Below are 21244 nucleotides of genomic sequence, written 5' to 3' on the forward strand. Positions count from 1 at the left end.
GTGGACGGGTCGTCAGCTCAGCGCGGGAATCACGCTGGATCGGATGTTCTGGGGGTCCCTGCCCGAGCCGGCCAGGGCATCCTCGGTCTGCTCGATCGTGTACTGCCCGGTGAGCAGCAGCTCAAGCGGATAACGACCGGACTCGATCAGGCGCAGGGTGGGCGGGACGACGCTCGCTGGCCGTCCCCGCACCCCGCGGATTGTCAGGACCTTGGAGTTGAGAGCCTCGAGGATCGGCTTGGCCGTGCCGCCACCTGACTTCGGCAGACCGACCTGGACCAGCGTGGCCAAGTCGCCAGCGACGGCGACCGCCGTCTCGAGCGCGGCGCTCGAGTCGGCTGCGTTGATGACCGTGTCCGCGAGTTGCCCGTTCGTCAGATCACTGATTTGCGCCAGGACCTCCTGCGTGCTGCCCGTCACGAGGTGGTGCGCGCCGAGCTTGGCGGCGATGTCGAGACGGTGGGCGTCCTGCTCCTGCCCGACCACGATGACCTTGCCGGCCCCTCGCTCGACCGCCCCGACGACGCAGGAGAGACCGTGCGGACCGGGTCCGACGATCACCGCCGTGCCGCCGGGGGGCAGGGCGCCGACCGTCCCGGCCCAGTGCAGACCGTTGGCGATCGGGATGAAGAGCTGGACGAGGTCGGCGTCCACGTGCGGGGACACCTTGTGCACGATGGCCTGGGGGTGCAGGTAGAGGTAGTCGGCGTACCCGCCGTAGAGGCCGGAACCATCGTGGATGGACTTGCCGCCGTACCTGGGCACGACGCACATCTGGTAGGCGCCCGCGAGGCAGGCGCGGCACGTGCCGCATGGCAGGTACTCCTCGACGACGATGCGATCACCGGGCGTCAGCCCCCACCGGCGGGCGGCGACGTCGCCGATCTCCTCCACGGTCCCGACCAGCTCGTGCCCGAGCACCGTCGGGAGCTCGTAGTAGGGGTTGACCCCGTGGTATGCCGCGACGTCCGTGCCGCAGACCCCGGTTGCCTCGATCTTGAGCAGACCGTCGTCCGCCGTGATCTCAGGCAGGGGCAGCTCCTCGATGCGCAAGTCTCCTGGGCCGTACAGCACCGCAGCGCGACTGGTTCTCACCATCTCAAACTCTCCTGTCGATAGAATGCAATATTCACTGTGATACAGTTCTCGTCAGTTGTCAACATCGAAGTGGATGGGCACCCCATCGGGTCCAGAGAGCCACTTCGGCGACTCATAGGAGGCCCCATGCGGCAAGAACCCAGGCTTCGTCGGAACGGGGTCGGAGCCCGACGACCGCGCCACGAGGACGAGCGGCACCTGCACGGTCGCGGAAAGTTCGTGGCAGACCTCGACCTGCCCGGCGTCCAAGAGGTTGCCTTCCTGCGCAGCCAGGTCGCGCACGGCCGGCTGCTCGCGGTGACCAAGCCCGAGGGCATCGACGAGTCCCGCATCTGGACGGCCGAGGACCTGGCCCCCTTCGCCTTGCCGCTGACCGCCACCTCGACGCTGCCGGGGTTCCGCGCGGCCCCCCTACCCAACCTCGCGGAGGGCAAGGTGCGCTACGTCGGCGAGCCCGTCGCGCTCGCCATGGCCGGCTCCCGCGCCGAGGCGGAGGACCTGGCAGCCCTGATCGACGTGGACATTGAGGCGCTGCCGGCTGCCGTGCACATCGAGAACCTCACGGACCCTGACTCCCCCAGGGTCCACGACGAGTGGCCGGACAACATCTTCGCGACGACCCAGGGAACGGTGGGCGACGTCGACGTCGCCGCGGCCGAGGCCGCGGTATCGATCACCCGCGAGTACAAGCTCAACCGCCAAGCAGTCGTCCCGCTGGAGACGAGAGCGGTCGCCGCGCACTACGACCGCAACATCGACCAGCTCGTCGTGTGGTCCTCGACCCAGACACCGCACATGCTGCGGGACATGCTCGCGGAGCTGCTGAACATCGAGGGCCGTCGACTACGAGTCATCGCGCCCGACATGGGCGGTGGATTCGGGGCGAAGTGCTCGATCTACCCCGAAGAGGTGGCGCTCGCCGCCATCGCCCTTCAGGTCACACACCCCGTGCGGTGGATCGAGGACCGGTGGGAGGCCATGGTGGCGACCACCCAGGCGCGTGACCACGCGTACCGGATCACCGCACACGCGTCTGCCGACGGACGCCTCCTCGGCGTCGAGGCCGACATCCGGGTGAACGCAGGCGCGTACTCGGTCCACCCCTGGACGGCGACGATGGACGCGTCGATGTCGGCAGCGATGATCCCCGGGCCCTACCTGCTGGAGAACTACCGGTTCACCACGCACAGCCTCGCGAGCAACAAGGCACCCCTCGGCCCGTACCGGGGCGTCGCCCGCCCCGGAGCGTGCTTCGCCATCGAGCGCACGATCGACGACCTGGCCCACGAGTTGGGCCTCGAGCCGTGGGAGATGCGGGTGCGCAACATGGTGACACCTGACCTCATGCCCTTCACCTCTATCGCCCGCAAGGTCTACGACAGCGGCAACTACCCCGAGGCAGTCCGCAGGGCGACACAGCTGATGGACCACGACGAGTGGCGCCGGCGCCAGGCAGACCGTCCCGTCTCGGGCCGGCGGCGCCTGGGCATCGGGTACGCCTCCTTCACCGAGCAAACGGCCCACGGCTGCATCGAGTGGGCGTCACGAGGGCTGGCCATCACCATCGGCAAGGAGGGCGCGCGCCTGGTCCTGGACTCCACCGGCGCCTTCACGCTCTACGTGGGGATCAAGAGTCACGGTCAAGGCCTGGAGACCACTCTCGGCCAGGTCATCAGCGAGGTCTTCGACATCGACCCGGCGTCGGTGACTGTCATCCACGGTGATACCGCGCTGACTCCGCGCGGGGACGGCACCTTCGCCTCCCGCTCGATGGTGATGGCAGGCGGCGCGTCCTTCGGGGCAGCGTCGCAGCTAGCGGAGAAGGTCCTCGCCATCGGGGCCGACCTGCTGAAGGTGGACGCCTCGACCCTGTCGTTCACCGACGGCAAGGTGGTAGGGGAGACCGGTGGGATCTCGCTGTCCCAGTTGGCGCGAGAGTTCCTCTTCACGCCGGACCACGTCCCCAATGTCGACGGAGGTCTCGAGGCGACGTACTTCTACCAACCCGAGGTCCAGACTGGCGCCTTCACCTACGCAACCCACGCGGCGGTCGTCGAGGTCGACCTCGACACGGGCGAGGTCGACCTCCTCGACTACGGCGTCGTCGAGGACTGCGGCACCGTGGTCAACCCGCTGATCGTCGACGGCCAGATCATCGGTGGCGTCGCCCAGGGCCTGGGGTCCGCACTCCTCGAGGAACTCGTCTACGACGACGATGGCCAGCCCAAGAGCACCTCCTTCCTCGACTACCTCCTACCCGGACCGGTCGAAGTCCCGGAGCTGAAGATCGAACACATGGAGACCCCTTCGCCCTACACCGTCTTCGGCATGAAGGGGGCGGGAGAGGGCGGCGCCATCGCCCCGCCAGCCGCCGTCGCCAATGCCGTCACCGATGCGCTGAGGGAGTTCGGGGCACTGATCAACGAGACACCGGTGACCCCCGAGCGCGTGTGGCAGGCACTGCAGGTGGCCGACCGAGAGAGGAACGACGCATGAAGCCAGGAGCATTTGATTACCACCGTCCCTCGACCGCTTCCGAGGCGGTGAGCATGCTCACCGAGCTCGGCGACGACGCGAAGATCCTCGCGGGGGGCCAGAGCCTGCTGCCGATCATGAACTTGCGGCTGGCCGAGCCCGCCCACCTGGTGGACATCTCGCGCGTCGGCGACCTGATGGGCGCCGACGAGGACACGACGTCGGTCACCTTGGGTGCCGCGATCACCCACCAAGCCATCGAGGACGGCCTCGTCCCCGACCCGTGTTTGGGTCTGCTCACGACGGCCGCGGCAGGGATCGGCTACCGCGCCATCCGGTGCCGCGGGACGGTCGGGGGGAGCCTCGCGCACGCCGACTCGGCCGCGGAGTGGCCGACTGTCCTCACGGCCATCGGTGCGGACGTGACCGTCCGGTCCGCTCAGGACGAGCGGACGGTGCCGCTGCGGGGGTTCTTCCACGGCTTCTTCACCACCTCGCTAGAGAGCGACGAGCTCATCACCGCGGTCCACCTCCCGCGCTTCGCGAAGAGCACCCGGTGGGCCTTGGAGAAGACCAACCGCAAGGAAGGAGAGTTCGGCGAGTCGATGGCGGTTGCCATCGTGTCCGAGGGAAGTGCCTCGATCTGGCTTGGCGCCGCCAAGGACGTCCCGGTGAACCTGGCACATGTTGAGACCCTGCTGGCGGACCACCCGGCAGATCAGGTGCCCGCCCTGGGCGAGGTTCGCGACCGGGTCGCTGCGGACCTCGACCTCTCGGTACCGGAACTCGATCTGGCGCAACGTCACCGCCTCCAGATCCACGCAGTAACCGTCCACCGCGCCCTCTCGCGCGCCCTGAGCCCGGAGGTGCCCGCATGAGCACAGTCACCGTGAAGGTCAACGTCAACGGCACACCTCGCACTATCGAGGTGGAGTCGCGCACCTCCCTCGCCGATCTCCTCAGGGACCGGGTACGACTCACCGGCACGCACTTGGGGTGCGAGCAGGGGGTGTGCGGCAGTTGCACGGTCCTCATGGACGGACTCCCGGTCCGATCGTGCCTCACCCTGGCCGCGAGCTGCGACGGAGCAGAGGTCGTCACGGTGGAGGGCCTCGACGACGCCGATGCCCACCGGTTGCGCCAACACTTCTCGACCGAAGGCGCCCTCCAGTGCGGCTTCTGCACCTCAGGCATGTTGGTCACCGGCTACGAGCTCGTACGCCGGCGCACCGAGATGGACCGCGATCAGGTCGCGTGTGCCTTGGCAGGCAACATCTGCCGGTGTACCGGCTACAACGGCATCATTCGGGCTGTCCAGAAGGCCAACGACGACGGCATGGCCGTCGACGACCTGACCTGAGCCCCCACCATCATCCAAACGCTAGGAGCAGCGAATGCAGTTCATCAGTACCTTCGACATCCCGGCACCGATCTCGCAGGCCTGGGATCTCCTCGGAGACATCCCCCAGATCGCCCCCTGCCTTCCGGGCGCCACCGTCCGGCCGCTCTCGGACGACACTTACGAAGGTGACGTGGCCATCAAGGTGGGCCCCATCAAGGCGGGGTACTCCGGCACCGCGACGGTGACGGCCCGGGACGACCAGGCACATGTCATGACCATCGAAGCGAGTGGGCGCGAGGGCAGCGGCAAGGGGTCGGCGGCAGCGACGATCACGCTGCGCCTCGCCCCAGTCAGTGACCAGGCCACGAGGGCGGAGGTGACTACCGACCTCACGATCACCGGAAAGCTGGCTCAGTTCGGGCGCAGCGCCCTCGCCGACGTGAGCCAGCGCCTGATGGACCAGTTCGCCGACAACCTCGCACGACAGGCGCTGGGCACGGACACCGCGGCCCCCGCCGCGATGCCTACTGGCGCAGCACCGGCAGCGCGCACCGACCACGCGGTCGCCGCGCCCGGTACGTCCAACGAGCTCAACGCGCTCGCCCTGGCAGGCCCTCTCGCGCTGCGGGCACTACCGGTCCTCGGCGCCGGGCTCGTTGGCATCGTGCTGGGTGCCCTGTGGGGACGGGCGAAGGGTGCTCCCGCGGCCCCGATGTCGGCGCCCCTTCCGCCGTGGTACTTCACCATGCCGTCCGGTCAGGACAGCGTCCGCTTCCCGCTCTGACACGAGCGGGTATGGATCGGCCCCCCAGCGATGTATCGCTGGGGGGCCGATCCATACCCGGGGAAGATCAGCGATCCAGATCCTCGGGGTAGCCTTCAATGTCTTGTGAGGACAGGTAGACCTTGGTCGCCTCCCACGCTGCATTCAGGTGGGTCTCGAGCGCTTCGATCGCGCCGGCGCCGTCGCCGGCCTCGATCTTCTCCGTCAAGGTTGTGTGCTCGCAGTGCGCCGCGTGCAGTCGCTTGTCGGTGCGGCTGTTGATGACGTACCGCTCCGCCGTGTTCCACAGCATGCAGAGGTGTCGGAACAGAAGGCCCTCCTTGCCGGCGGCGCGGAACAACGCGAAGTGGAAGGCCCTGTGCGCGTGCAGCATGTCCGGCGACGCCGCTGGCACACCTTGGTCGACAAGCTCCGCCATCCTGTCGAGCCAGTAACGCATGTCCTGCGCCACGTCACCGGGGTTGAGGGCCGCGCGTTCCGCCGCGAGATTTTCGATGCGGTTGAGCATGACAAAGGCGTCGTGGATGTCATTCCCGGACAGGGCGCTGATCACCGTGCCACGTCGTGGCACGTTCACCACGAGGGACTCCGCCTCGAGCTGCCGAACTGCCTCGCGCAGCGGAACCCGGCTGACGCCCAACTCCTCCGCCAACGAGTACACCGACAGGCGCTGATCAGGTTTCAGCTGCCCCAAAACGATCCGGTCGCGAATCTGCTCGGTGACGAATTCAGTTACCGTCGGGGGTGAAGCCGTTCCCGACCCGCCGCGCAACTCGTTGCGTGTGCTCATGTTTCCTCTCCTGACGTCGCCGGGAGGATCCCCCGCCCACTATCCCAACTATAGTTGTCTGTATACCAACCCGTCGTCTCTCACGCGCGCCATCAACCGCGGTTCTCTCGCAAGATACGGGAGCCACAGCGCGCAGGCGACCGGACGATGCAAATCGGTGGTGGTCCAAGAGCGCCACTCCCAGACCACCACCAACCCATTGCTAACTGCTGGGGCACCTACTCACTTGCCCTTGCCAATCGCCTCAGCCTTGTAGAACTTATCGACCGTCCACTTGCCGTCGGCCACCTGGAACACCGCGTACGAGCCGGGAACGGTGCCCGTCTCGTCGAAATCGACCGGTCCTGAGGCGCCGTCGTAGTCGATGTCCTCACCGGCCTTGAGCGCAGCAGCGCCCTCCTTGAAACTCGTGACCTTTTTGCCACTGCTGGAGACCTTCGGCAGGTTCTCCGCGATGCTCTCGCCGCACGTGCTGTCACCGGCCACTGCGGCGAGCGCCGCCAGGGTGAGCGCGTCGTAGGCGTTCTCCGCGAAGATCCCCGGCGCCTCTCCGTACTCCTTCTCGTACGCGGCGCTCAGGGCCTTGGCCTGCGGACGCTTCGCGTCCGCCTTCGCCGTGACCCCCGTCAGCCCGTCGGCCCAGTCCTTGCCCACGCCCGTGATCACGTCGTTCACGACGAGGTCGGCGGACACGATGACATCCTTGCCGTGGACCCCGGCGTCACGCATCTCCTTGAGGATGGTCGTCGCCGACTCCTGGCCACCTGCGAGGTAGACGGCATCGGCCTTCGCACCCGTCGCCTGCTGGACGACCGACTGGTAGGACGCCTGGCCCGGGTTGTACTTGATGGTCTTGACGACCTTGCCGCCGGACTTGGTGAAGTTCTCCTCGGCCTTCTGTCCGGCCGTAATCGTCGACTGGTCGTTCTGGACGACGATGACGATGTCCTTCTTGCCCTCGTCCGTCAGGTACTGGGCGATCGCTTCACCGTCCGACGCGTCCGAGGCCACGGTGCGGAAGAGGTAGGTCCCCCCGACCGCATCGAAGTTCGTCGTTCCCGCGAACTGGGAGATGATTGGCACCTTGTAGCGCGTGGCCACGCTGTCCATGGCAACGATGGGTCCGGAGGAGGGCCCGAGGATCACGGAGACCTTGTCCTTCTGCATCATGTCCGTTGCCGCACGCAGACCGACCTGAATGTCGGTCTTCTCGTCGGAGACGACGGTCGACGTCTTCCAGCCCTCGGGCAGCTCACCCGAAGCATTGACGTCGTTGATCGCGAGTTTGAAGGAGTTCTGCGAGACCTCGCCGAACTCCCCGAGCTCGCCCGTGAAGGCGGTCAGAACGCCGAACTTGAGGTCCGTCCCGCAGTCCTTGTCCGACGCGCCAGCGGTGCCGTTTGCCGACGCGCACGCCGACATCATCGACGCGAGGGCGAGGGCACCGACGCCTACTGCGGCGGTGCGCCGCTTCCCGTGGTTATTCATCTGGTGGTTCTCCTACCTGTGTGTACTTCGTTGTACCTGGTGGGTGGTCATCAATCGAGGGCGAGGGCCAGTGCCTGGTCGCCGCTCATGGCGGAGGCCGGTCCCTCGAACTTCACGGAGCCTTCTGCCAACACATACGCGCGGGCGGCTGCCGCTAGAACGGGCTCGGGGTTCTGCTCAACGATCCACACGATCGAAACCCCGGTTTGGGCGATGTCGACGATCCAGTCCGTGAGGCTCGCCGAGGCAAGCGGGGAGAGTCCCGTCGTCGGCTCGTCGAGCAGGAGCAGCTGCGGTCGTCCCAGAACGGCCATCGAGACGGCGAGTGCCTGACGCTCACCGCCGGAGAGGCTGCCCGCTGCCTGCTGAGAGCGGTCCCGCAGGATCGGGAACCGACCGAAGACGTCATCCAAGACATCCTTCGCCTGTGCCGCACCCGCCAGGTCGAGGTTCTCCTTGACGGACAGGTCACCGAAGACATTGCGTTCCTGAGGGACGTAGCCGATCCCTGCGCTGACGGCGCGGTACGGTCTCCACCCCGCCATGGTGGTGCCGTCGAGAGTCAGGGAGCCCCCCATGAAGGGGATCGCCGCCGACAGCGTCTTCATGAGAGTGGACTTTCCGGCGCCGTTGGGACCCAAGATGGCGACGAGCTCGCCGTCACCCACCTCGAAGTCCACACCGTGTAGGACCTGTGCCTTGCCGTAGCCGGAGACGAGGTCACGAGCTTGCAGATGCATCTTTGGCCCTTCCGAGGTAAGCGTTGATGACGGCCTCATCGGCGGAGATGACGTCCGGCTCTCCGGAGGCGATGAGGCCCCCCTGCGACATGACGTGGACGTAGTCGACGTTTTCGAAGAGGAAGCGCAGGTTGTGCTCGACGAGCAGGACCGTGGTCCCGTCGGCGTTGATCTCCTTGAGGGTCGTCGACAGCTGGTCCTGGTAGCCGCGGTCAAGACCCGCAGTGGGCTCGTCGAGCATGAGCAGCCGAGGCTCTCGCGCGAGCTGGCGGGCGATCTCGAGCATCCTCAGCTCACCCCCGCTCAACAAGTCGATGGTGCTGTCGGCGAGGTGCCCAAGCTTGAGCCGATCGAGCACCTCCTGCGCCGCGGCACGGTGCCGCCGATTGGGGCCTGGCCGGAAAAGCGCACCGAAGAGGCCTTCGCGCACGTCGTCGAACATCACCTCGACGTTCTGGCTCACTGTCAGGCTCGGGAAACTGCGCGGCGCCTGGAAAGTCCGAGCAACCCCGATCTTGGAGATGCCGGCGACCCCGCCCAGACCGGCTAGGTCGTGCTCACCGATCCAGATGGCTCCGGAGCTCGGCTCGAGGACACCCGTGATGAGATTGAACATCGTGGTCTTGCCCGCACCGTTCGGGCCGATGAGCCCGGCGATACCGCCCGGCGCGACGTCGAAGGTGACGTCGTCGACGGCGGTGACCCCTCCGAAGTGTTTGCTGGCGTGCTGGACGGAGATTCCGAGACTCATGTGGTCGGCTCCTTCACGAAGGCCGTGGCTGTGGGCTTGGGCTCGTGGTCGGGTCCCGTTGATGTCCTCTTGGGACGCAGACCCCTGAGCAGCTGCGCAGCGCCGCCGGGGGCGAAGCGGAGCAGGAGGATGAGCAGGAGTCCCTCGAGGACGGCCTGCACCGCACCAGTCTTCTCGGCAATCGTCGGGTTCGTCGCCAACTGGCGCACGCTCTCCTGGAAGCCGATGAGGATCCCCGCGCCGAGGATGGCACCGAGGTTGGAGCCCACGCCGCCGAGGATGAGGGCGATGAACACCGTGAAGGTGACCTCGGCGTGGAAGAGGTCGGGGCTGGCGACCGTCGTGTACCAGAGATACATGGCACCGGCGGCACCGGAAATGCCCGCGCCGAGGAGGAAAGCCTGCAGACGGAGGCGGCGGACGTTCTTGCCGGCCTGCACCGCCGCGATCTCGTCGTCCTGCAGGGCCAACAGGGCACGTCCGAAGGGTGCCCGAGTCACTCGGCTGACGATGAGCAGTGCGACGATGACCAGTGCGGCGATGAGGCCGGCCAGGACCATCGGATAGGCCTCAGGCACTATCCGGGCACTCAACGGCTGCTCGATGCCGAGGAAACCCAGGGTCCCGTTGGTCACCGAGGTCGTGTTGGTCACGAGAGACCCGAACACCTCGGCGAAGGCGAAGGTCGTGAGGGCCAAGTACTCACCGCGCAGGCGTAGGCATGGCCAGCCCGTGATCGCGGCGAAGAGGACGGCCGCGATCACCGCGCCGATCAGGCCCACCCATATCGGCTGGTCAAAGCCGAACTTGTATGTGTCGAACTCCGTGGGAGGCGGCTGCGTGATAACCACATATGCGTATGCACCAGCGGTGAAGTACGCCACGATGCCAAAGTTGATCAGGCCGGCGTACCCCATCTGCACGTTGAGTGCGAGGGCGAGGAGGGCGAAGATGCCCCCAAGCGTGATGGTCGCGATGATGAGGTCCATGTCAGGCCACCCGCACCTTCTTGCCGAAGAGACCCTGCGGCCGGAACAGCAACACGGCGATGATGATCAGGAAGGCCACGGCGGTGCGGTACCCCGAGGGAACGATCAGCGTTGACAGGTCCATGGCGATGCCGATGGTGAAGGCAGCGATCGCCACCCCGTAGACCGACCCCAGGCCAGCGAGGATGGACACTGCGAGGATCAGCAGGATCTGCGCGAAGGCCAAGTCCGTGGTGAGCGTGCCCATCATCCCCAGGCATACGCCGCCGAGGGCTGCTAGCGCGGAGGCAATGATCCACACGTCGCGCGTGGCTCGCCGCACATTGATGCCGCGGATCTCCGCCAGCTCACGGTTGTCGGCGATCGCCCGCACGGATGCCCCTGCCTGCGTCCGCGAGAGGAACAGGTGCAGCGCAAGGAAGGCCAGTCCCGCCAGAGCCACGATCGCCACCTGGTAGGGCGTGACGTTGACGCCGGCAACCTTCCAAGAGTCGAGTCGCGGGAGCGCGTAACTCTTCGTCCCAGGGCTGACGACGATCTCGGTGATGCCCTGCAGGAGATATACCACGCCCACCGAAAGGATGAGGAGGATCTCGGGCCCTCTTGCCAGCATCGACTCGAACACCGTGCGACCGATGAACCATCCGAGGCAGCCCACAGCCGCGATGCTCACGACAGCCGCGATGATGAAGTTCAACCCGACTTCAACACTCAGGTAGTAGGTCATCAGTGCGCCAACAGCCATGTACTCCGCGTGAGCGATGTTGAGGAACTTGTTCACCCGGCTCGTCAGAGCGAACCCAAGTGTTGCGATGAGGAGAAATGCGCCGCTAACGACGCCGAACCAGAGGTAACTAAGCATGCAGTCCAACCTGCCTTCTGAATACGGTATACGGAATTGTGCATGAGGAAGGTCACACGGTCAACCCCTTCACGACAGGTCCGAGACATCGCCGCGACGACATCCGTGTCGGCAATCCGGCGGCCTCAACCGCCAGGCCTACGTCGAGCGGGCCGACGCACCCGGCCCGACCGCCCGCATCCCGGGTCTCGACAGGGCGGGTGCAATGGCGACTAGAACTCCCTTCGCGCCGGACGGGATAGCGGACTAACGCTTGACCACGTCGTCGCGCATCGGTGGTGTGGGCTGGACCGTCGACTCCAGGAGCAAGGCTTCGGCGGGCCCGTGTGGCGCACAAGCGATCTCGAGGCCACGCGCGAGCGCCTGATCCAGTAACCCTCCTGAGTGCGCATCCCCTTGAGGTCGTGCGCACTCTGTGGCAATTTCCTCAAGGTCGTGCGCCACCCTGCACCTTTCGAGGGCGGGTGCAGACTGGAGCCATGGTCACCGCTGCACAGACCCTGCTGACCGACCTCGACGCCTTGGTCCCTGCGCACCTCGAGCTGTACAAGGACCTGCACAGCCACCCGGAGCTGAGCTTCCAGGAGCACCGCACCTCCGGGATCGTCGCCGACCGGCTGCGTGAGCTCGGCTACGAGGTGACGACCGACATCGGTCCGACCGGCCTGGTCGGGGTGCTGCGCAACGGCGAGGGCCCCACGGTCCTCTCCCGCGCGGACATGGATGCGCTGCCCGTGCTCGAGGAGAGCGGCCTGCCCTACGCCTCGACGGTCACCGCGATGGACACGGAGGGGCGCGAGGTCCCCGTCATGCACGCCTGCGGCCACGACATGCACGTCACCTGCCTGCTCGCCGCGGCGCAGCTGCTCGCGGAGCATCGCGAGACCTGGTCGGGCACCTTCATCGCCCTCTTCCAGCCTGCCGAGGAGGTGGGCACGGGCGCCGCCTCGATGGTCGAGGGCGGCCTGGCCACCGCCATCCCGACTCCCGACGTGGCCCTGGGCCAGCACGTCATGGGACTGCCCCACGACACCGTCGCCAGCCGCCCCGGCCCGGCGATGTCGGCCGCCGACAGCATCAGGATCACGGTGCACGGGCGTGGCACGCACGGGTCGATGCCGCACACGGGCATCGACGCCGTCCTGCTCGCGAGCTCGATCGTGGTGCGGCTGCAGGGGATCGTCGCGCGCGAGCTGGCGCCCGGTCAGTTCGGCGTCGTGACGGTCGGCAGCCTCCACGCAGGCTCCAAGAGCAATGTCATCCCCGCCCGGGCCACGCTCCTGCTCAACCTGCGCAGCTATGACGACGCGACCCGCGCCCAGCTGCGGGCGGCCGTCGAGCGGATCGTGCGGGCGGAGTGCGAGGCCTCCGGCTCGCCCACGCCGCCGGACATCGAGTACACCGATCCATTCCCGCTGACCGACAACTCCCCCGAGGTGCACGCGCGGGTGTCGGCGGCCTTCACCGAGCACTTCGGGGACAAGGCCACCCCGATGGAGCCGTCCACGGGCAGCGAGGACTTCAGCGACATCCCGCGAGCTCTCGGTGCGCCGTACCTCTACTGGATCTGGGGCGGCTTCGACCCCGAGACCTACCATCGCGCGGAGGCCGAGGGCACGCTCAACTCGACGATCCCCGGCAACCACGCGAGCACCTTCGTCCCCGTCGCCGAGCCCACCCTGCGCACCGGCGCCAGCGCGATGACGGTGGCGGTCCTGGCCTACCTGGCGAAGGGGGCCTGACCCCCTTCGTCCTCGGCGGGGCGGTTCACCGCCCATTTGGTTGGTTGCGTCATGCAGGTATATAGTTGATGGGTGCACACAACCAACCCCGCCGTCGCGACCCACCTGCAGGAGACGCTGGGTCGGGTCTTCGGGCAGTTCGCCAGGATGATCGGGCGACGTCAGGCCACCGACCCGCAGGCCATGGGGCGCACGGACTACGTCCTGCTCGGCATCCTCGAGAACTGCCCGCACGAGGCCGGGATCCGCATCTCCAAGCTGGCCGCCGCCCTCGGGCACGACCTATCGACGATCAGCCGACGGGTCAGCCACCTCGAGGGGCAGGACCTCATCGAGCGCGCCCCCGACCCGAGCGACGGGCGCGCCTACACGGTGAGCCTCAGCCCTGCCGGCCGGACGGCGCTGCACGACGAGCGCATCGCCCGCACCGGTCTCCTGGGCGCGATCCTCGTCGACTGGCCAGAGGCGGACCTCGCCGACCTCGACCGTCTCCTCACCCGCCTCAGCGACGACCTCGCCACCGATGCCGAAGCCGCCCACCGCCCTTCGCCACTCCCCACCACCGCAAGGACCGCTTCATGAGCACGACAGCCCCCGCTCCCTACACGATGAGCAAGGAGCACCGGCGCGTCTTCATCGGGCTGATGCTCGGCATGCTCGTCGCCTCGGTCAGCCAGACCATCGTCGGTCCCGCACTGCCGCGCATCGTCGCCGAGCTCGGCGGCATGGACCACTACAGCTGGGTCGCCACCGCGGCCATGCTCGTCTCCGCCGTCACCGTGCCGATCGTCGGCAAGCTGTCCGACCTCTACGGCCGCCGCACCTTCTACATCGGCGGCATCATCGTCTTCATGGTCGGCACGATCTTCGCCGGCTTCGCCCAGAGCTTCTGGATGCTCGTCATCGCCCGTGGCATCCAAGGCCTCGGCATGGGCACCCTGATGCCCCTGTCGCAGACCATCATCGGCGACATCATCCCGCCCCGTCAGCGCGGCAAGTACCAGGGCTTCATGGGCGCCGTCTTCGGCGTCACCTCGGTCGCCGGACCGCTGGCCGGCGGCGTCGTCACCGACCACCTGGGCTGGCGCTGGCTCTTCTTCGTCACCCTGCCGATCGGGCTGATCGCGCTGACCTTCATCGTCAAGTTCCTCCACATCCCGCACGAGCCACGCAAGGCGGTCATCGACTACAAGGGCATCGCGACCCTGTCGACCGCACTCGTCGCGCTGCTCGTCGCGGTCTCCTCCGGCGGCACGTCGTGGGCCTGGGGCTCGACCACCTCGCTCGCCCTCTTCGCCATCGCCATCGTCTCGGGCGTCGCCTTCGTCCTCATCCAGCTGCGCGCCGTGGAGCCGATCCTGCCGCTGCGCCTCTTCGCCGACCGCACGATCGCCCTGAGCCTGATCGCGTCCTTCGGTGTGGCCATCGTGATGTTCGGCTCGATCATCTACATCCCCGTCTACGCGCAGGGCGTCATCGGGGTCAACGCCACCAACTCCGGCCTGATCCTCATGCCGCTGATGCTCGGCTTCATCGTCTGCGGCATCCTCACCGGACTGCTCATCACCCGGACGGGCCACTACCGGCCCTTCATGCTCGCTGGCATCGCGATCATGGGCGGCGGTGTCTTCATGCTGACCCGCCTCACCCACGAGGCGACCGCCGGTCAGCTGACCCTGTCGATGGTCGTCCTCGGCATCGGGCTCGGCATGGCGATGCAGCAGTACACGCTCATCGTGCAGAACGTCGTCTCGCGCAAGGACATGGGCGTGGCCACCGCGTCGACCCAGTTCTTCCGCAATGTCGGCTCGACCGTCGGCATCGCGGTCTACGGCACGATCATGGCCAGCGGCCTGGGTGAGCGGGTCGCCTCGCACCTGCCCGCCGGGCTCCCGTCCGACGCCACCTCGCACGTCGACGCCGGCGCCGTCCTGGACCCCACCGTGCTCAGCACGCTGCCCCCGCAGGTCGCCGACGCCGTGCGGTGGGGGCTGGCGCAGCAGCTCAGCGATGCCTTCATGATCGGTCTGCCGGTCCTGGCAGTCGTCTTCGTGGCAACGCTCTTCATCCCGCACACCCCGCTGCGCGAGAGCAACGAGGAGCACCCGGTCGAGGACGCGGGCCAGCACGTGCTGGACGCCTACGCGTCGGAGTCGCCCGATGACGACCCCCGCAGCACCGAGCCCGCGATGGCGACGACCCCGCGGAGCTGAGTCGCTCCCTTCGCCCGGCACGGCCCCGTCCCCCACCCACGGGGCGGGGCCGAGCTCCACGGCGACCCACGCCAGAGTTACGTGCAGGTAGCTACGAGATCGGCAGCCGCCGGCCACTGACGAAGCGACGCTCGCGGCCGTCGATCGGGTCCACGAGCTCCACGGTGCTGGCCAGGAGCTGCAGCGGCCGGGAGAAGTCGTCGATCGAGACGTCCTGCTCGACCGGGTAGAGCGGGTCGTTCACCATCGGGATGCCGAGGTCGTTCAGGTGGAGGCGCAGCTGGTGGGTCCGCCCCGTCTGCGGGGTCAGCCGGTACACCGCCAGGTCGCCGACCCGGGACTCGACCTCGACGTGGGTCACCGCGTTGACCGGGGCATTGGGCACCACCTGGGCCTGCAGCACCCCACGCGTCTTGTGGATGTGGTTGCGGACCGTGAGGGGGAAGACCAGGTCCTCGCGCCAGGGCGCCAGCGCCAGGTAGGTCTTGCGCACCTGCCGGTCGGCGAAGAGCGTCTGGTACGGCCCGCGCCACCGGCGCTCCGTGGCCAGCATGAGGACGCCGGACGTCACCCGGTCCAGACGGTGCAGCGGGGAGAGCTCGGGCAGACCCAGCTCGTCACGCAGCCGGACCACCACGCTCTGCCGGACGTGCCGGCCTCGCGGGATCGTCGAGAGGAAGGGCGGCTTGTCCACGACGACGAGCCGCTCGTCGCGGTGGAGGACGGTCACCTCACCCGGCACCTCGGCCTCGTCGCGCAGGTCGCGGTGGAACCACACGAAGGTGTGCGGACGGTAGTCGTCGTGCGCCAGGACCGCGCGGCCGTCGTCGTAGACGAACCGTGCGTCGGCGAGCATCCCCGCCACGTCGACCTCGTCGGGGCTCTTGTCCCTCAACCAGTCGGCCATCGTCGACCACGGACGTGGGCGGCCGTGGTCGAGGTCGGGCGTGCGCACCCATGCGGCACTGAGTCCGTGGCGGGCAGGGAGGGGTGAACGAGGTGGCACATTCGCGAGACTAGGCGCTGCACCCCACGACGGCGAAGGGGGCGGAATGTTTCAGTTTCAACTACTGTTGAGACAGGTGACCGCAACCCGAAGGAGCACCCGATGCCCGCCGTGACCGTCGACAACATCCTCACCCTGCCCCGGGTGATCCAGCCGCTGCCCTACTCGGTGTCCCGGCCGGTCCTGTCCGTGAGCACCGCGCCCAAGAGCTTCGAGGGCGAGGGCTTCCCTGTCCGTCGAGCCTTCGCGGGCGTCGACACGGCGCGCCTCGACCCCTTCATCCACATGGACCAGATGGGCGAGGTCGAGTACGCCCCCGGTGAGGCACGCGGTACGAGCTGGCACCCGCACCGCGGCTTCGAGACCGTCACCTACATCATCGACGGCACCTTCGCCCACGAGGACACCCACGGTGGCGGCGGCCTGATCACCGACGGCGACACCCAGTGGATGACCGCTGGCTCGGGGCTGCTGCACATCGAGGCCCCGCCGGAGGAGCTCGTCGTGAGCGGTGGTCTCTTCAACGGTCTGCAGCTGTGGGTCAACCTGCCCAGCCACCAGAAGATGTCCGACCCGAAGTACCAGGACATCCGCTCCGGCCAGGTCGGGCTGCTCTCCAGCCATGACGGCGGCGCGCTCCTGCGCATCATCGCCGGCGAGCTCGACGGGCACGCCGGCCCCGGGATCACCACCACGCCGATCTCGATGATCCACACGACGATCGCGCCCGGCGCGCGGATGCACATCCCGTGGCCCGAGGACTTCAACGGCCTCGCCTACGTCCTGTCCGGGCGGGGTGTCGTCGGTCCCGACCGGCGACCGATCGGCGAGGGTCAGCTCGCTGTCTTCGGCGCGGGTGGCGCACTCGAGATCGCGGCGGACGACCGGCAGGACTCGCGCAGCCCGTCGCTCGAGGTGGTTCTTCTCGGGGGTCGGCCGATCCGTGAGCCGGTGGCCGCCTACGGTCCCTTCGTCATGAACACCCGCGAGGAGCTCGTCACCGCCTTCGAGGACTTCCAGGCCGGGCGCCTCGGCGTCATCCCCAAGACGCCCAAGGTGCGTCCCGCCCTGGAGATCGCCGAGGCCATGAAGCACGGCGGGCACCCCGGTCACGACGTCCTCTGAGCCCGCAGGTCCCCCTTCACCCAACCGGGAGAAGGGGGATCAGCGCGTCAGCTGCTGCAAGGAGACGTGCACCATGGCCGGGTCGCCCGGCTCGATGAGCACGAAGCGGCCCCACAGGCCGCCGTTGCCGGTCGAGGCGCTGCAGCCGCGGGTCTGCGGGCCGGCCTCGACGTCCCCGAGGAGCTCCTGGTGCATCTTGGGCACGAAGGACTGACGACCCACTCCGCCCATCGGCTCGCAGATCGCCTCCGCCTCGGCGCGCGGGGCCGTGAAGGTCAGCGCCCACGCGTGCTCGCGGTCCGGCAGGTCCGACGACGTGATCGTGACATCGCTCGCCCCGGCCGGCAGGTCCAGCCCGGCCTGCTGCATGGCCTCGCCCGGGCTCGGCAGGTCCTCCGTGGGGTCCTGCCCACCGAAGGAGATCGTCGAGCAGGCACTGAGGGCCAGGGCCAGCACCCCGACGACGACGATGGTGCGCAGTGTCACTGGATCTCCCCTGAGGTCGACATGGTCGAGGACTCACCGTACATCTCGAACTCCTTCGCGATCCCTGCCCTGTGCAGGGCCGCCAGCTGGGCATCGCTCACCGTGAGCGGTCCGATCCCGGTCTCCTTGGACCCGTCCCAGTTGTACTGGTCCTGATAGGTGACGGCCGTGCTCATCTCGTAGCGGTACGGCCCGCCGGGCTCGCTCGGCGGGTAGACCGTGACCGACCCGGTCTGGCTGTACTCCATGCCACCCGTGGCATAGAACCAGTCGGCGCTCTCGTCGGGGCCGATGTAGTAGGAGTCCCAGGGCGTGCTCACGGGATAGGTCACCGGCCCGGTGATCCCTCGCGACCTGGCATCGTCCACCGCGTCCCCCGCCAGGTCCTGGCGCTGGCTCGCCGCCTGGGAGTCCAGCCCGGGGACGTCCTCGAGCATCTGGTCGACGTCCTGCTCCAGGGGCTCCCCGCCGTTGTCGAGGAAGTGGTCGAGGTTCTGCGACGCGTTGGGCCAGTCGTCGGCCTTGAGGTCCGCACCGATGCGCGCCGCTCGGTGCGTCGCGTGGTCCACGGGTCCGGCGAACTCCGAGTCGTGCTCGCCCGCACCGCCGTCCACGGGCGTCCACGGCGGTGGCTCCGGGTCCTCGTCCAGAGAGGTCCCCGGGACGGGCTCCCCGAGCGCGGGGCCGGGGTCCGGCCGCTCCTCACCGGGCAGGCCTTCGGGCGTGCGCTTGCGGCCGTTCCACTCGTCGCGATCCGGGCGGTTCTCGTTCTCGGTGCGCGCGTCGCCCGGTGCCTCGCGGCCGCGGTCACCCGGCTCCTGCCGGTCCCGCTGGCCGGAGGACCCACCACTCGCCCCGTCCTGCTCCTCCGCCTGCTGCAGGGCAAGTCGCGCGCAGGCGCGCAGTCGTTCGGCCGCCGAACCCGTGGCCGTCGCCACCTGCTGCCAGCTGCTGCCGAACTGCTCCATGTCGGGACCGGACCACGCATCCATCAACAGGGTCAGCATCCCCGACCCTCGTGGTGCGATGTCGGCGAGGAGCTCCGCCTGCTGACCCAGCGCCTGGCTGATGTGTCGCAGTCTCGCTGTGTCCGCTCCATGGCTGACCGGCATGGTTCCCCCCTTCGACGATGTCGGGACCAACCTACGAAGGTCGCGCCGTCGTCTCCATGGGGAGGACTCCCCGACCCGAGGCGTCCGCCACGGCGAGCGCGGTCAGGCGAAGGGGTCCCGCCCTCGTTTGAGCGCGGCCTGCGCCTTGCCGGCCTTGCCGGTCGCCGCCCACCGCTTGCGAGCGGCAGAGCGGGCGGCCGGGTCGGTGCGCATGGCGATCCACTCGGCCTCGCGCTGCAGCTTGCCCCAGCTGTGCCACCGCCGCTCGTCCAGGTCACCGTCGGCGAGCGCGGCGCGCACCGCGCACCCCGGCTCGCTCTCGTGCCCGCAGTCGCTGAAGCGGCACGCCGCGACGAGCTGCTCGACGTCGGGGAAGGCGAGCGCCACCCCTTCGCCGTCCTCGTGCAGGCCGATCGACCGCAATCCGGGGGTGTCGATGAGCACCCCGCCGTCCGTGAGCGGGATCAGCTCGCGCGCGGTCGTCGTGTGCCGACCCTTGCCGTCCTGCCGTGTGCCCGAGACGACCTGGAGTGGTTGCCCCGCGAGGACGTTGACGAGCGTGGACTTACCCGCCCCCGACTGACCGATGAGGGCCGTCGTGCCGCCGGCGAGCATCGCGGCAAGGTCCTCGACCCCTTCGCCGGTCTCGGCCGAGACGGCGAGGACGCTCACCCCGGGCGCCGCCGCCTCGACCTCCGCGATCGTGGCATCCGGGTCGAAGGCCAGGTCCGCCTTGGTGAGCACCACCAGCGGTTGGGCACCCGACTCCCACGCGACGACGAGGTAGCGCTCGATCGTCGAGAGGTTGACCCGGGTCTCGAAGGGCACCGCCACGAGCACGTGGTCGAGGTTGGCGGCCATGACCTGGGCATCCGAGCGCTCCCCGGCGGCCTTGCGCACGATCGAGGTGCGGCGCGGCAGGACCACCCGCACGATGTCGCCGTCGGGGCGCCGCTCCAGACCCACCCAGTCACCGGTCGTCGGTTGGTCCTCCAGGGCAGCCCCGGCGGGCAGACGCACGAGTGCGGGGACGAGCCCACTGCAGGTGTGCACGGTGACGCGGCCGCGGTCGACGCGCCCCACGCGACCCGCCTCGACATCGAAGGGGGTCACCCCCTGGGCGTCCTCGAAGGCACTCTCGCAGGCGGCATCCCAGCCCAGACTCGTCAGATCGATCATGGTGGTCATCCCCACCACGGTGGCATCGGGCCCCTGCCCACCGCCACCGAATTACGAGCGGCTCAGGCGCGTCGGCGCCGGCTCAGCCAGAGGACCAGCCCGACGGCGAGGATGACGACCGCGAAGCAGCAGAGCATCGAACCGAAGGTGCCCATGACGATTCCGCCGATGGACATGTCGTCGCCGACGACGAAGGGCGCCGTGCAGCTGACCGTGTAGTCGCCTGCCGTGTCCGCCTCGAAGGACATGACCCGCTCGAAGCTCTTCCCGCCCCAGCTCGCCGAGGACTCACCGGTGGAGGTGTCGGTGACCATCGCTGCGTCCGGTCCCGTGACCGTGCAGCTGGCGCCCTGCGTCTGCGACCACACCGCGCGGGAGTCGCCCTGCGCGAGCTGCACGACCTGCGGGGCCGTCTGCTCGGGCTGGTCGGCGAGGTCCAGGAGCGGTCGGACGCCCAAGAAGCCGCCCACCGCGCACATCAGGAGTGAGACGAGCAGGAGCACCGAGCCGACGATGAGCACCCATGGGCGACCCCGCTCGGCCGGCTGCGGCGAGTACTGCGGAAAACTCATGGGCCGACCCTACGGCGGGACGGCCCGCCCAGCGCGGCCCACACGGTGGTCTGCCGCTCGTCGCGCTGCACGCCCCACTCGTGGGCGATGCTGCGCACGATCCGCAGGCCGCGACCGGACGTGGCCCACATCTGGCGCGGGGCCGGGGCCGGCTCGGTCTCGGCGCCGCCGTCGCTGACCTCGATCTCGACGGAGTCGCCGCGGGCCTTCCAGTGGATGCGCACCGTCCGGTCCGAGAGCGGAGCGGCATGGCGAAGGGAGTTGGTCACGAGCTCGGTGGCCACCAGCTCTGCCTCGCTGACGATCTCGTCGGAGACCCCGCGCGCGGTGAGGTCCAGGGCGATCGCCTCGCGGACCCTGGTGACGGTCTGCAGCTCCCAGCGGGCACGGATGGTGCGCGCCTGACCACGGCCGATGTCACCGCCGAAGGAGTCAACGGTGCGCGCGGCGCCCATGCCGTCGTGTGCCTGGCCCATGATCTGCAGGGGTC

21 protein-coding genes are annotated in these 21244 nt (G+C 68.5%); 8 read left to right on the forward strand and 13 right to left on the reverse strand.

The window, feature by feature from the left end; translation table 11 throughout:
* Nucleotides 1-12 precede the first annotated feature (12 nt).
* A complete protein-coding gene (locus ASG73_RS00945; RefSeq protein ID WP_082566903.1) occupies nt 13-1098 on the reverse strand; it encodes a zinc-dependent alcohol dehydrogenase in 1086 nt (361 codons plus the stop codon).
* A gap of 126 nt (nt 1099-1224) precedes the next feature.
* Here ASG73_RS00945 and ASG73_RS00950 point away from each other — a divergent pair, with 126 nt between their 5' ends.
* The 4 genes from ASG73_RS00950 to ASG73_RS00965 are packed head-to-tail and all read left to right on the forward strand — an operon-like array spanning nt 1225 to nt 5699.
* Nucleotides 1225-3594, forward strand: coding sequence for a xanthine dehydrogenase family protein molybdopterin-binding subunit (locus ASG73_RS00950; protein WP_055989483.1), 2370 nt, complete (start codon nt 1225-1227; stop codon nt 3592-3594).
* Complete coding sequence (locus ASG73_RS00955; protein ID WP_055989486.1) at nt 3591-4451, forward strand: FAD binding domain-containing protein; 861 nt, start codon at nt 3591-3593, stop codon at nt 4449-4451. The genes ASG73_RS00950 and ASG73_RS00955 overlap by 4 nt, the downstream gene beginning before the upstream one ends.
* The gene (locus tag ASG73_RS00960; protein WP_055989489.1) at nt 4448-4933 is read left to right on the forward strand and encodes a (2Fe-2S)-binding protein; all 486 of its coding nucleotides are present in this window, start codon (nt 4448-4450) and stop codon (nt 4931-4933) included. Before ASG73_RS00955 ends, ASG73_RS00960 begins: the two co-directional genes overlap by 4 nt.
* A gap of 34 nt (nt 4934-4967) precedes the next feature.
* Nucleotides 4968-5699, forward strand: coding sequence for an SRPBCC family protein (locus ASG73_RS00965; protein WP_055989492.1), 732 nt, complete (start codon nt 4968-4970; stop codon nt 5697-5699).
* 67 nt (nt 5700-5766) lie between these two features.
* Here the strand turns inward: ASG73_RS00965 and ASG73_RS00970 are convergent, their stop codons facing one another.
* The 6 genes from ASG73_RS00970 to ASG73_RS00995 all read right to left on the reverse strand — a co-directional run bounded on the left by ASG73_RS00970 (nt 5767) and on the right by ASG73_RS00995 (nt 11319).
* Nucleotides 5767-6489 carry a GntR family transcriptional regulator gene (locus tag ASG73_RS00970; protein ID WP_055989495.1) on the reverse strand — a complete coding sequence of 241 codons (723 nt, stop codon included), beginning with the start codon at nt 6487-6489 and terminating at the stop codon, nt 5767-5769.
* A gap of 222 nt (nt 6490-6711) precedes the next feature.
* Nucleotides 6712-7977: an ABC transporter substrate-binding protein gene (locus tag ASG73_RS00975; protein ID WP_055989498.1), complete on the reverse strand. Its 1266-nt coding sequence runs from the start codon at nt 7975-7977 to the stop codon at nt 6712-6714.
* A gap of 50 nt (nt 7978-8027) precedes the next feature.
* Entirely contained in the window at nt 8028-8717 is a 690-nt protein-coding gene (locus tag ASG73_RS00980) for an ABC transporter ATP-binding protein (RefSeq protein WP_055989501.1), read from the reverse strand.
* Entirely contained in the window at nt 8698-9468 is a 771-nt protein-coding gene (locus tag ASG73_RS00985; protein ID WP_055989504.1) for an ABC transporter ATP-binding protein, read from the reverse strand. Before ASG73_RS00985 ends, ASG73_RS00980 begins: the two co-directional genes overlap by 20 nt.
* Nucleotides 9465-10457: a branched-chain amino acid ABC transporter permease gene (locus ASG73_RS00990; RefSeq protein WP_055989507.1), complete on the reverse strand. Its 993-nt coding sequence runs from the start codon at nt 10455-10457 to the stop codon at nt 9465-9467. Before ASG73_RS00990 ends, ASG73_RS00985 begins: the two co-directional genes overlap by 4 nt.
* A gap of 1 nt (nt 10458) precedes the next feature.
* Nucleotides 10459-11319 carry a branched-chain amino acid ABC transporter permease gene (locus ASG73_RS00995; RefSeq protein ID WP_055989510.1) on the reverse strand — a complete coding sequence of 287 codons (861 nt, stop codon included), beginning with the start codon at nt 11317-11319 and terminating at the stop codon, nt 10459-10461.
* A 479-nt stretch (nt 11320-11798) separates the two neighbouring features.
* Between ASG73_RS00995 and ASG73_RS01000 the strand changes: the two genes are divergently transcribed.
* The 3 genes from ASG73_RS01000 (at nt 11799) to ASG73_RS01010 (ending at nt 15274) form a co-directional block, all read left to right on the forward strand.
* Nucleotides 11799-13061 (forward strand): amidohydrolase, encoded by a 1263-nt coding sequence (locus ASG73_RS01000; protein ID WP_055989513.1) that lies wholly within the window; start codon nt 11799-11801, stop codon nt 13059-13061.
* A gap of 72 nt (nt 13062-13133) precedes the next feature.
* Nucleotides 13134-13643 carry a MarR family winged helix-turn-helix transcriptional regulator gene (locus ASG73_RS01005; RefSeq protein WP_055989517.1) on the forward strand — a complete coding sequence of 170 codons (510 nt, stop codon included), beginning with the start codon at nt 13134-13136 and terminating at the stop codon, nt 13641-13643.
* Complete coding sequence (locus ASG73_RS01010) at nt 13640-15274, forward strand: MDR family MFS transporter (protein WP_082566905.1); 1635 nt, start codon at nt 13640-13642, stop codon at nt 15272-15274. The genes ASG73_RS01005 and ASG73_RS01010 overlap by 4 nt, the downstream gene beginning before the upstream one ends.
* 91 nt (nt 15275-15365) lie before the next feature.
* Here the strand turns inward: ASG73_RS01010 and ASG73_RS01015 are convergent, their stop codons facing one another.
* Entirely contained in the window at nt 15366-16229 is an 864-nt protein-coding gene (locus tag ASG73_RS01015; protein ID WP_327077470.1) for a pseudouridine synthase, read from the reverse strand.
* 153 nt (nt 16230-16382) lie between these two features.
* Between ASG73_RS01015 and ASG73_RS01020 the strand changes: the two genes are divergently transcribed.
* Nucleotides 16383-17405, forward strand: a complete 1023-nt coding sequence (locus ASG73_RS01020; protein WP_200946638.1) for a pirin family protein — start codon at nt 16383-16385, stop codon at nt 17403-17405.
* A gap of 39 nt (nt 17406-17444) precedes the next feature.
* On the opposite strand, the gene ASG73_RS01025 is transcribed toward ASG73_RS01020, so the two are convergent.
* From ASG73_RS01025 to ASG73_RS01045, 5 genes are all read right to left on the reverse strand, one after another.
* On the reverse strand, nt 17445-17891 hold the full coding sequence (locus ASG73_RS01025; protein ID WP_055989522.1) for a hypothetical protein: 447 nt from the start codon (nt 17889-17891) through the stop codon (nt 17445-17447).
* Nucleotides 17888-19003 (reverse strand): hypothetical protein, encoded by a 1116-nt coding sequence (locus tag ASG73_RS01030; protein WP_055989525.1) that lies wholly within the window; start codon nt 19001-19003, stop codon nt 17888-17890. Before ASG73_RS01030 ends, ASG73_RS01025 begins: the two co-directional genes overlap by 4 nt.
* 102 nt (nt 19004-19105) lie before the next feature.
* Entirely contained in the window at nt 19106-20191 is a 1086-nt protein-coding gene (gene rsgA / locus ASG73_RS01035) for a ribosome small subunit-dependent GTPase A (RefSeq protein WP_055989528.1), read from the reverse strand.
* A gap of 53 nt (nt 20192-20244) precedes the next feature.
* Nucleotides 20245-20754 (reverse strand): hypothetical protein, encoded by a 510-nt coding sequence (locus ASG73_RS01040; RefSeq protein WP_156466082.1) that lies wholly within the window; start codon nt 20752-20754, stop codon nt 20245-20247.
* A complete protein-coding gene (locus tag ASG73_RS01045) occupies nt 20751-21230 on the reverse strand; it encodes an ATP-binding protein (protein WP_082566906.1) in 480 nt (159 codons plus the stop codon). Before ASG73_RS01045 ends, ASG73_RS01040 begins: the two co-directional genes overlap by 4 nt.
* Between the last annotated feature and the right edge of the window lie 14 nt (nt 21231-21244).

This window comes from Janibacter sp. Soil728, assembly GCF_001428305.1.
Lineage (GTDB): Bacteria > Actinomycetota > Actinomycetes > Actinomycetales > Dermatophilaceae > Janibacter.

Coding starts and splice junctions, on each gene's coding strand:
- ASG73_RS00950 (WP_055989483.1), top strand. CDS start 1,225: ATGCGGCAAGAACCCAGGCTTCGTCGGAACGGGGTCGGAGCCCGACGA.
- ASG73_RS00985 (WP_055989504.1), bottom strand. CDS start 9,468: ATGAGTCTCGGAATCTCCGTCCAGCACGCCAGCAAACACTTCGGAGGG.
- ASG73_RS01020 (WP_200946638.1), top strand. CDS start 16,383: ATGCCCGCCGTGACCGTCGACAACATCCTCACCCTGCCCCGGGTGATC.
- ASG73_RS00965 (WP_055989492.1), top strand. CDS start 4,968: ATGCAGTTCATCAGTACCTTCGACATCCCGGCACCGATCTCGCAGGCC.
- ASG73_RS00970 (WP_055989495.1), bottom strand. CDS start 6,489: ATGAGCACACGCAACGAGTTGCGCGGCGGGTCGGGAACGGCTTCACCC.
- ASG73_RS01010 (WP_082566905.1), top strand. CDS start 13,640: ATGAGCACGACAGCCCCCGCTCCCTACACGATGAGCAAGGAGCACCGG.
- ASG73_RS00980 (WP_055989501.1), bottom strand. CDS start 8,717: ATGCATCTGCAAGCTCGTGACCTCGTCTCCGGCTACGGCAAGGCACAG.
- ASG73_RS01000 (WP_055989513.1), top strand. CDS start 11,799: ATGGTCACCGCTGCACAGACCCTGCTGACCGACCTCGACGCCTTGGTC.
- ASG73_RS00960 (WP_055989489.1), top strand. CDS start 4,448: ATGAGCACAGTCACCGTGAAGGTCAACGTCAACGGCACACCTCGCACT.
- ASG73_RS00975 (WP_055989498.1), bottom strand. CDS start 7,977: ATGAATAACCACGGGAAGCGGCGCACCGCCGCAGTAGGCGTCGGTGCC.
- ASG73_RS00995 (WP_055989510.1), bottom strand. CDS start 11,319: ATGCTTAGTTACCTCTGGTTCGGCGTCGTTAGCGGCGCATTTCTCCTC.
- ASG73_RS01030 (WP_055989525.1), bottom strand. CDS start 19,003: ATGCCGGTCAGCCATGGAGCGGACACAGCGAGACTGCGACACATCAGC.
- ASG73_RS00990 (WP_055989507.1), bottom strand. CDS start 10,457: ATGGACCTCATCATCGCGACCATCACGCTTGGGGGCATCTTCGCCCTC.
- ASG73_RS00955 (WP_055989486.1), top strand. CDS start 3,591: ATGAAGCCAGGAGCATTTGATTACCACCGTCCCTCGACCGCTTCCGAG.
- ASG73_RS01045 (WP_082566906.1), bottom strand. CDS start 21,230: ATGGGCCAGGCACACGACGGCATGGGCGCCGCGCGCACCGTTGACTCC.
- ASG73_RS00945 (WP_082566903.1), bottom strand. CDS start 1,098: ATGGTGAGAACCAGTCGCGCTGCGGTGCTGTACGGCCCAGGAGACTTG.
- ASG73_RS01040 (WP_156466082.1), bottom strand. CDS start 20,754: ATGAGTTTTCCGCAGTACTCGCCGCAGCCGGCCGAGCGGGGTCGCCCA.
- rsgA (WP_055989528.1), bottom strand. CDS start 20,191: ATGACCACCATGATCGATCTGACGAGTCTGGGCTGGGATGCCGCCTGC.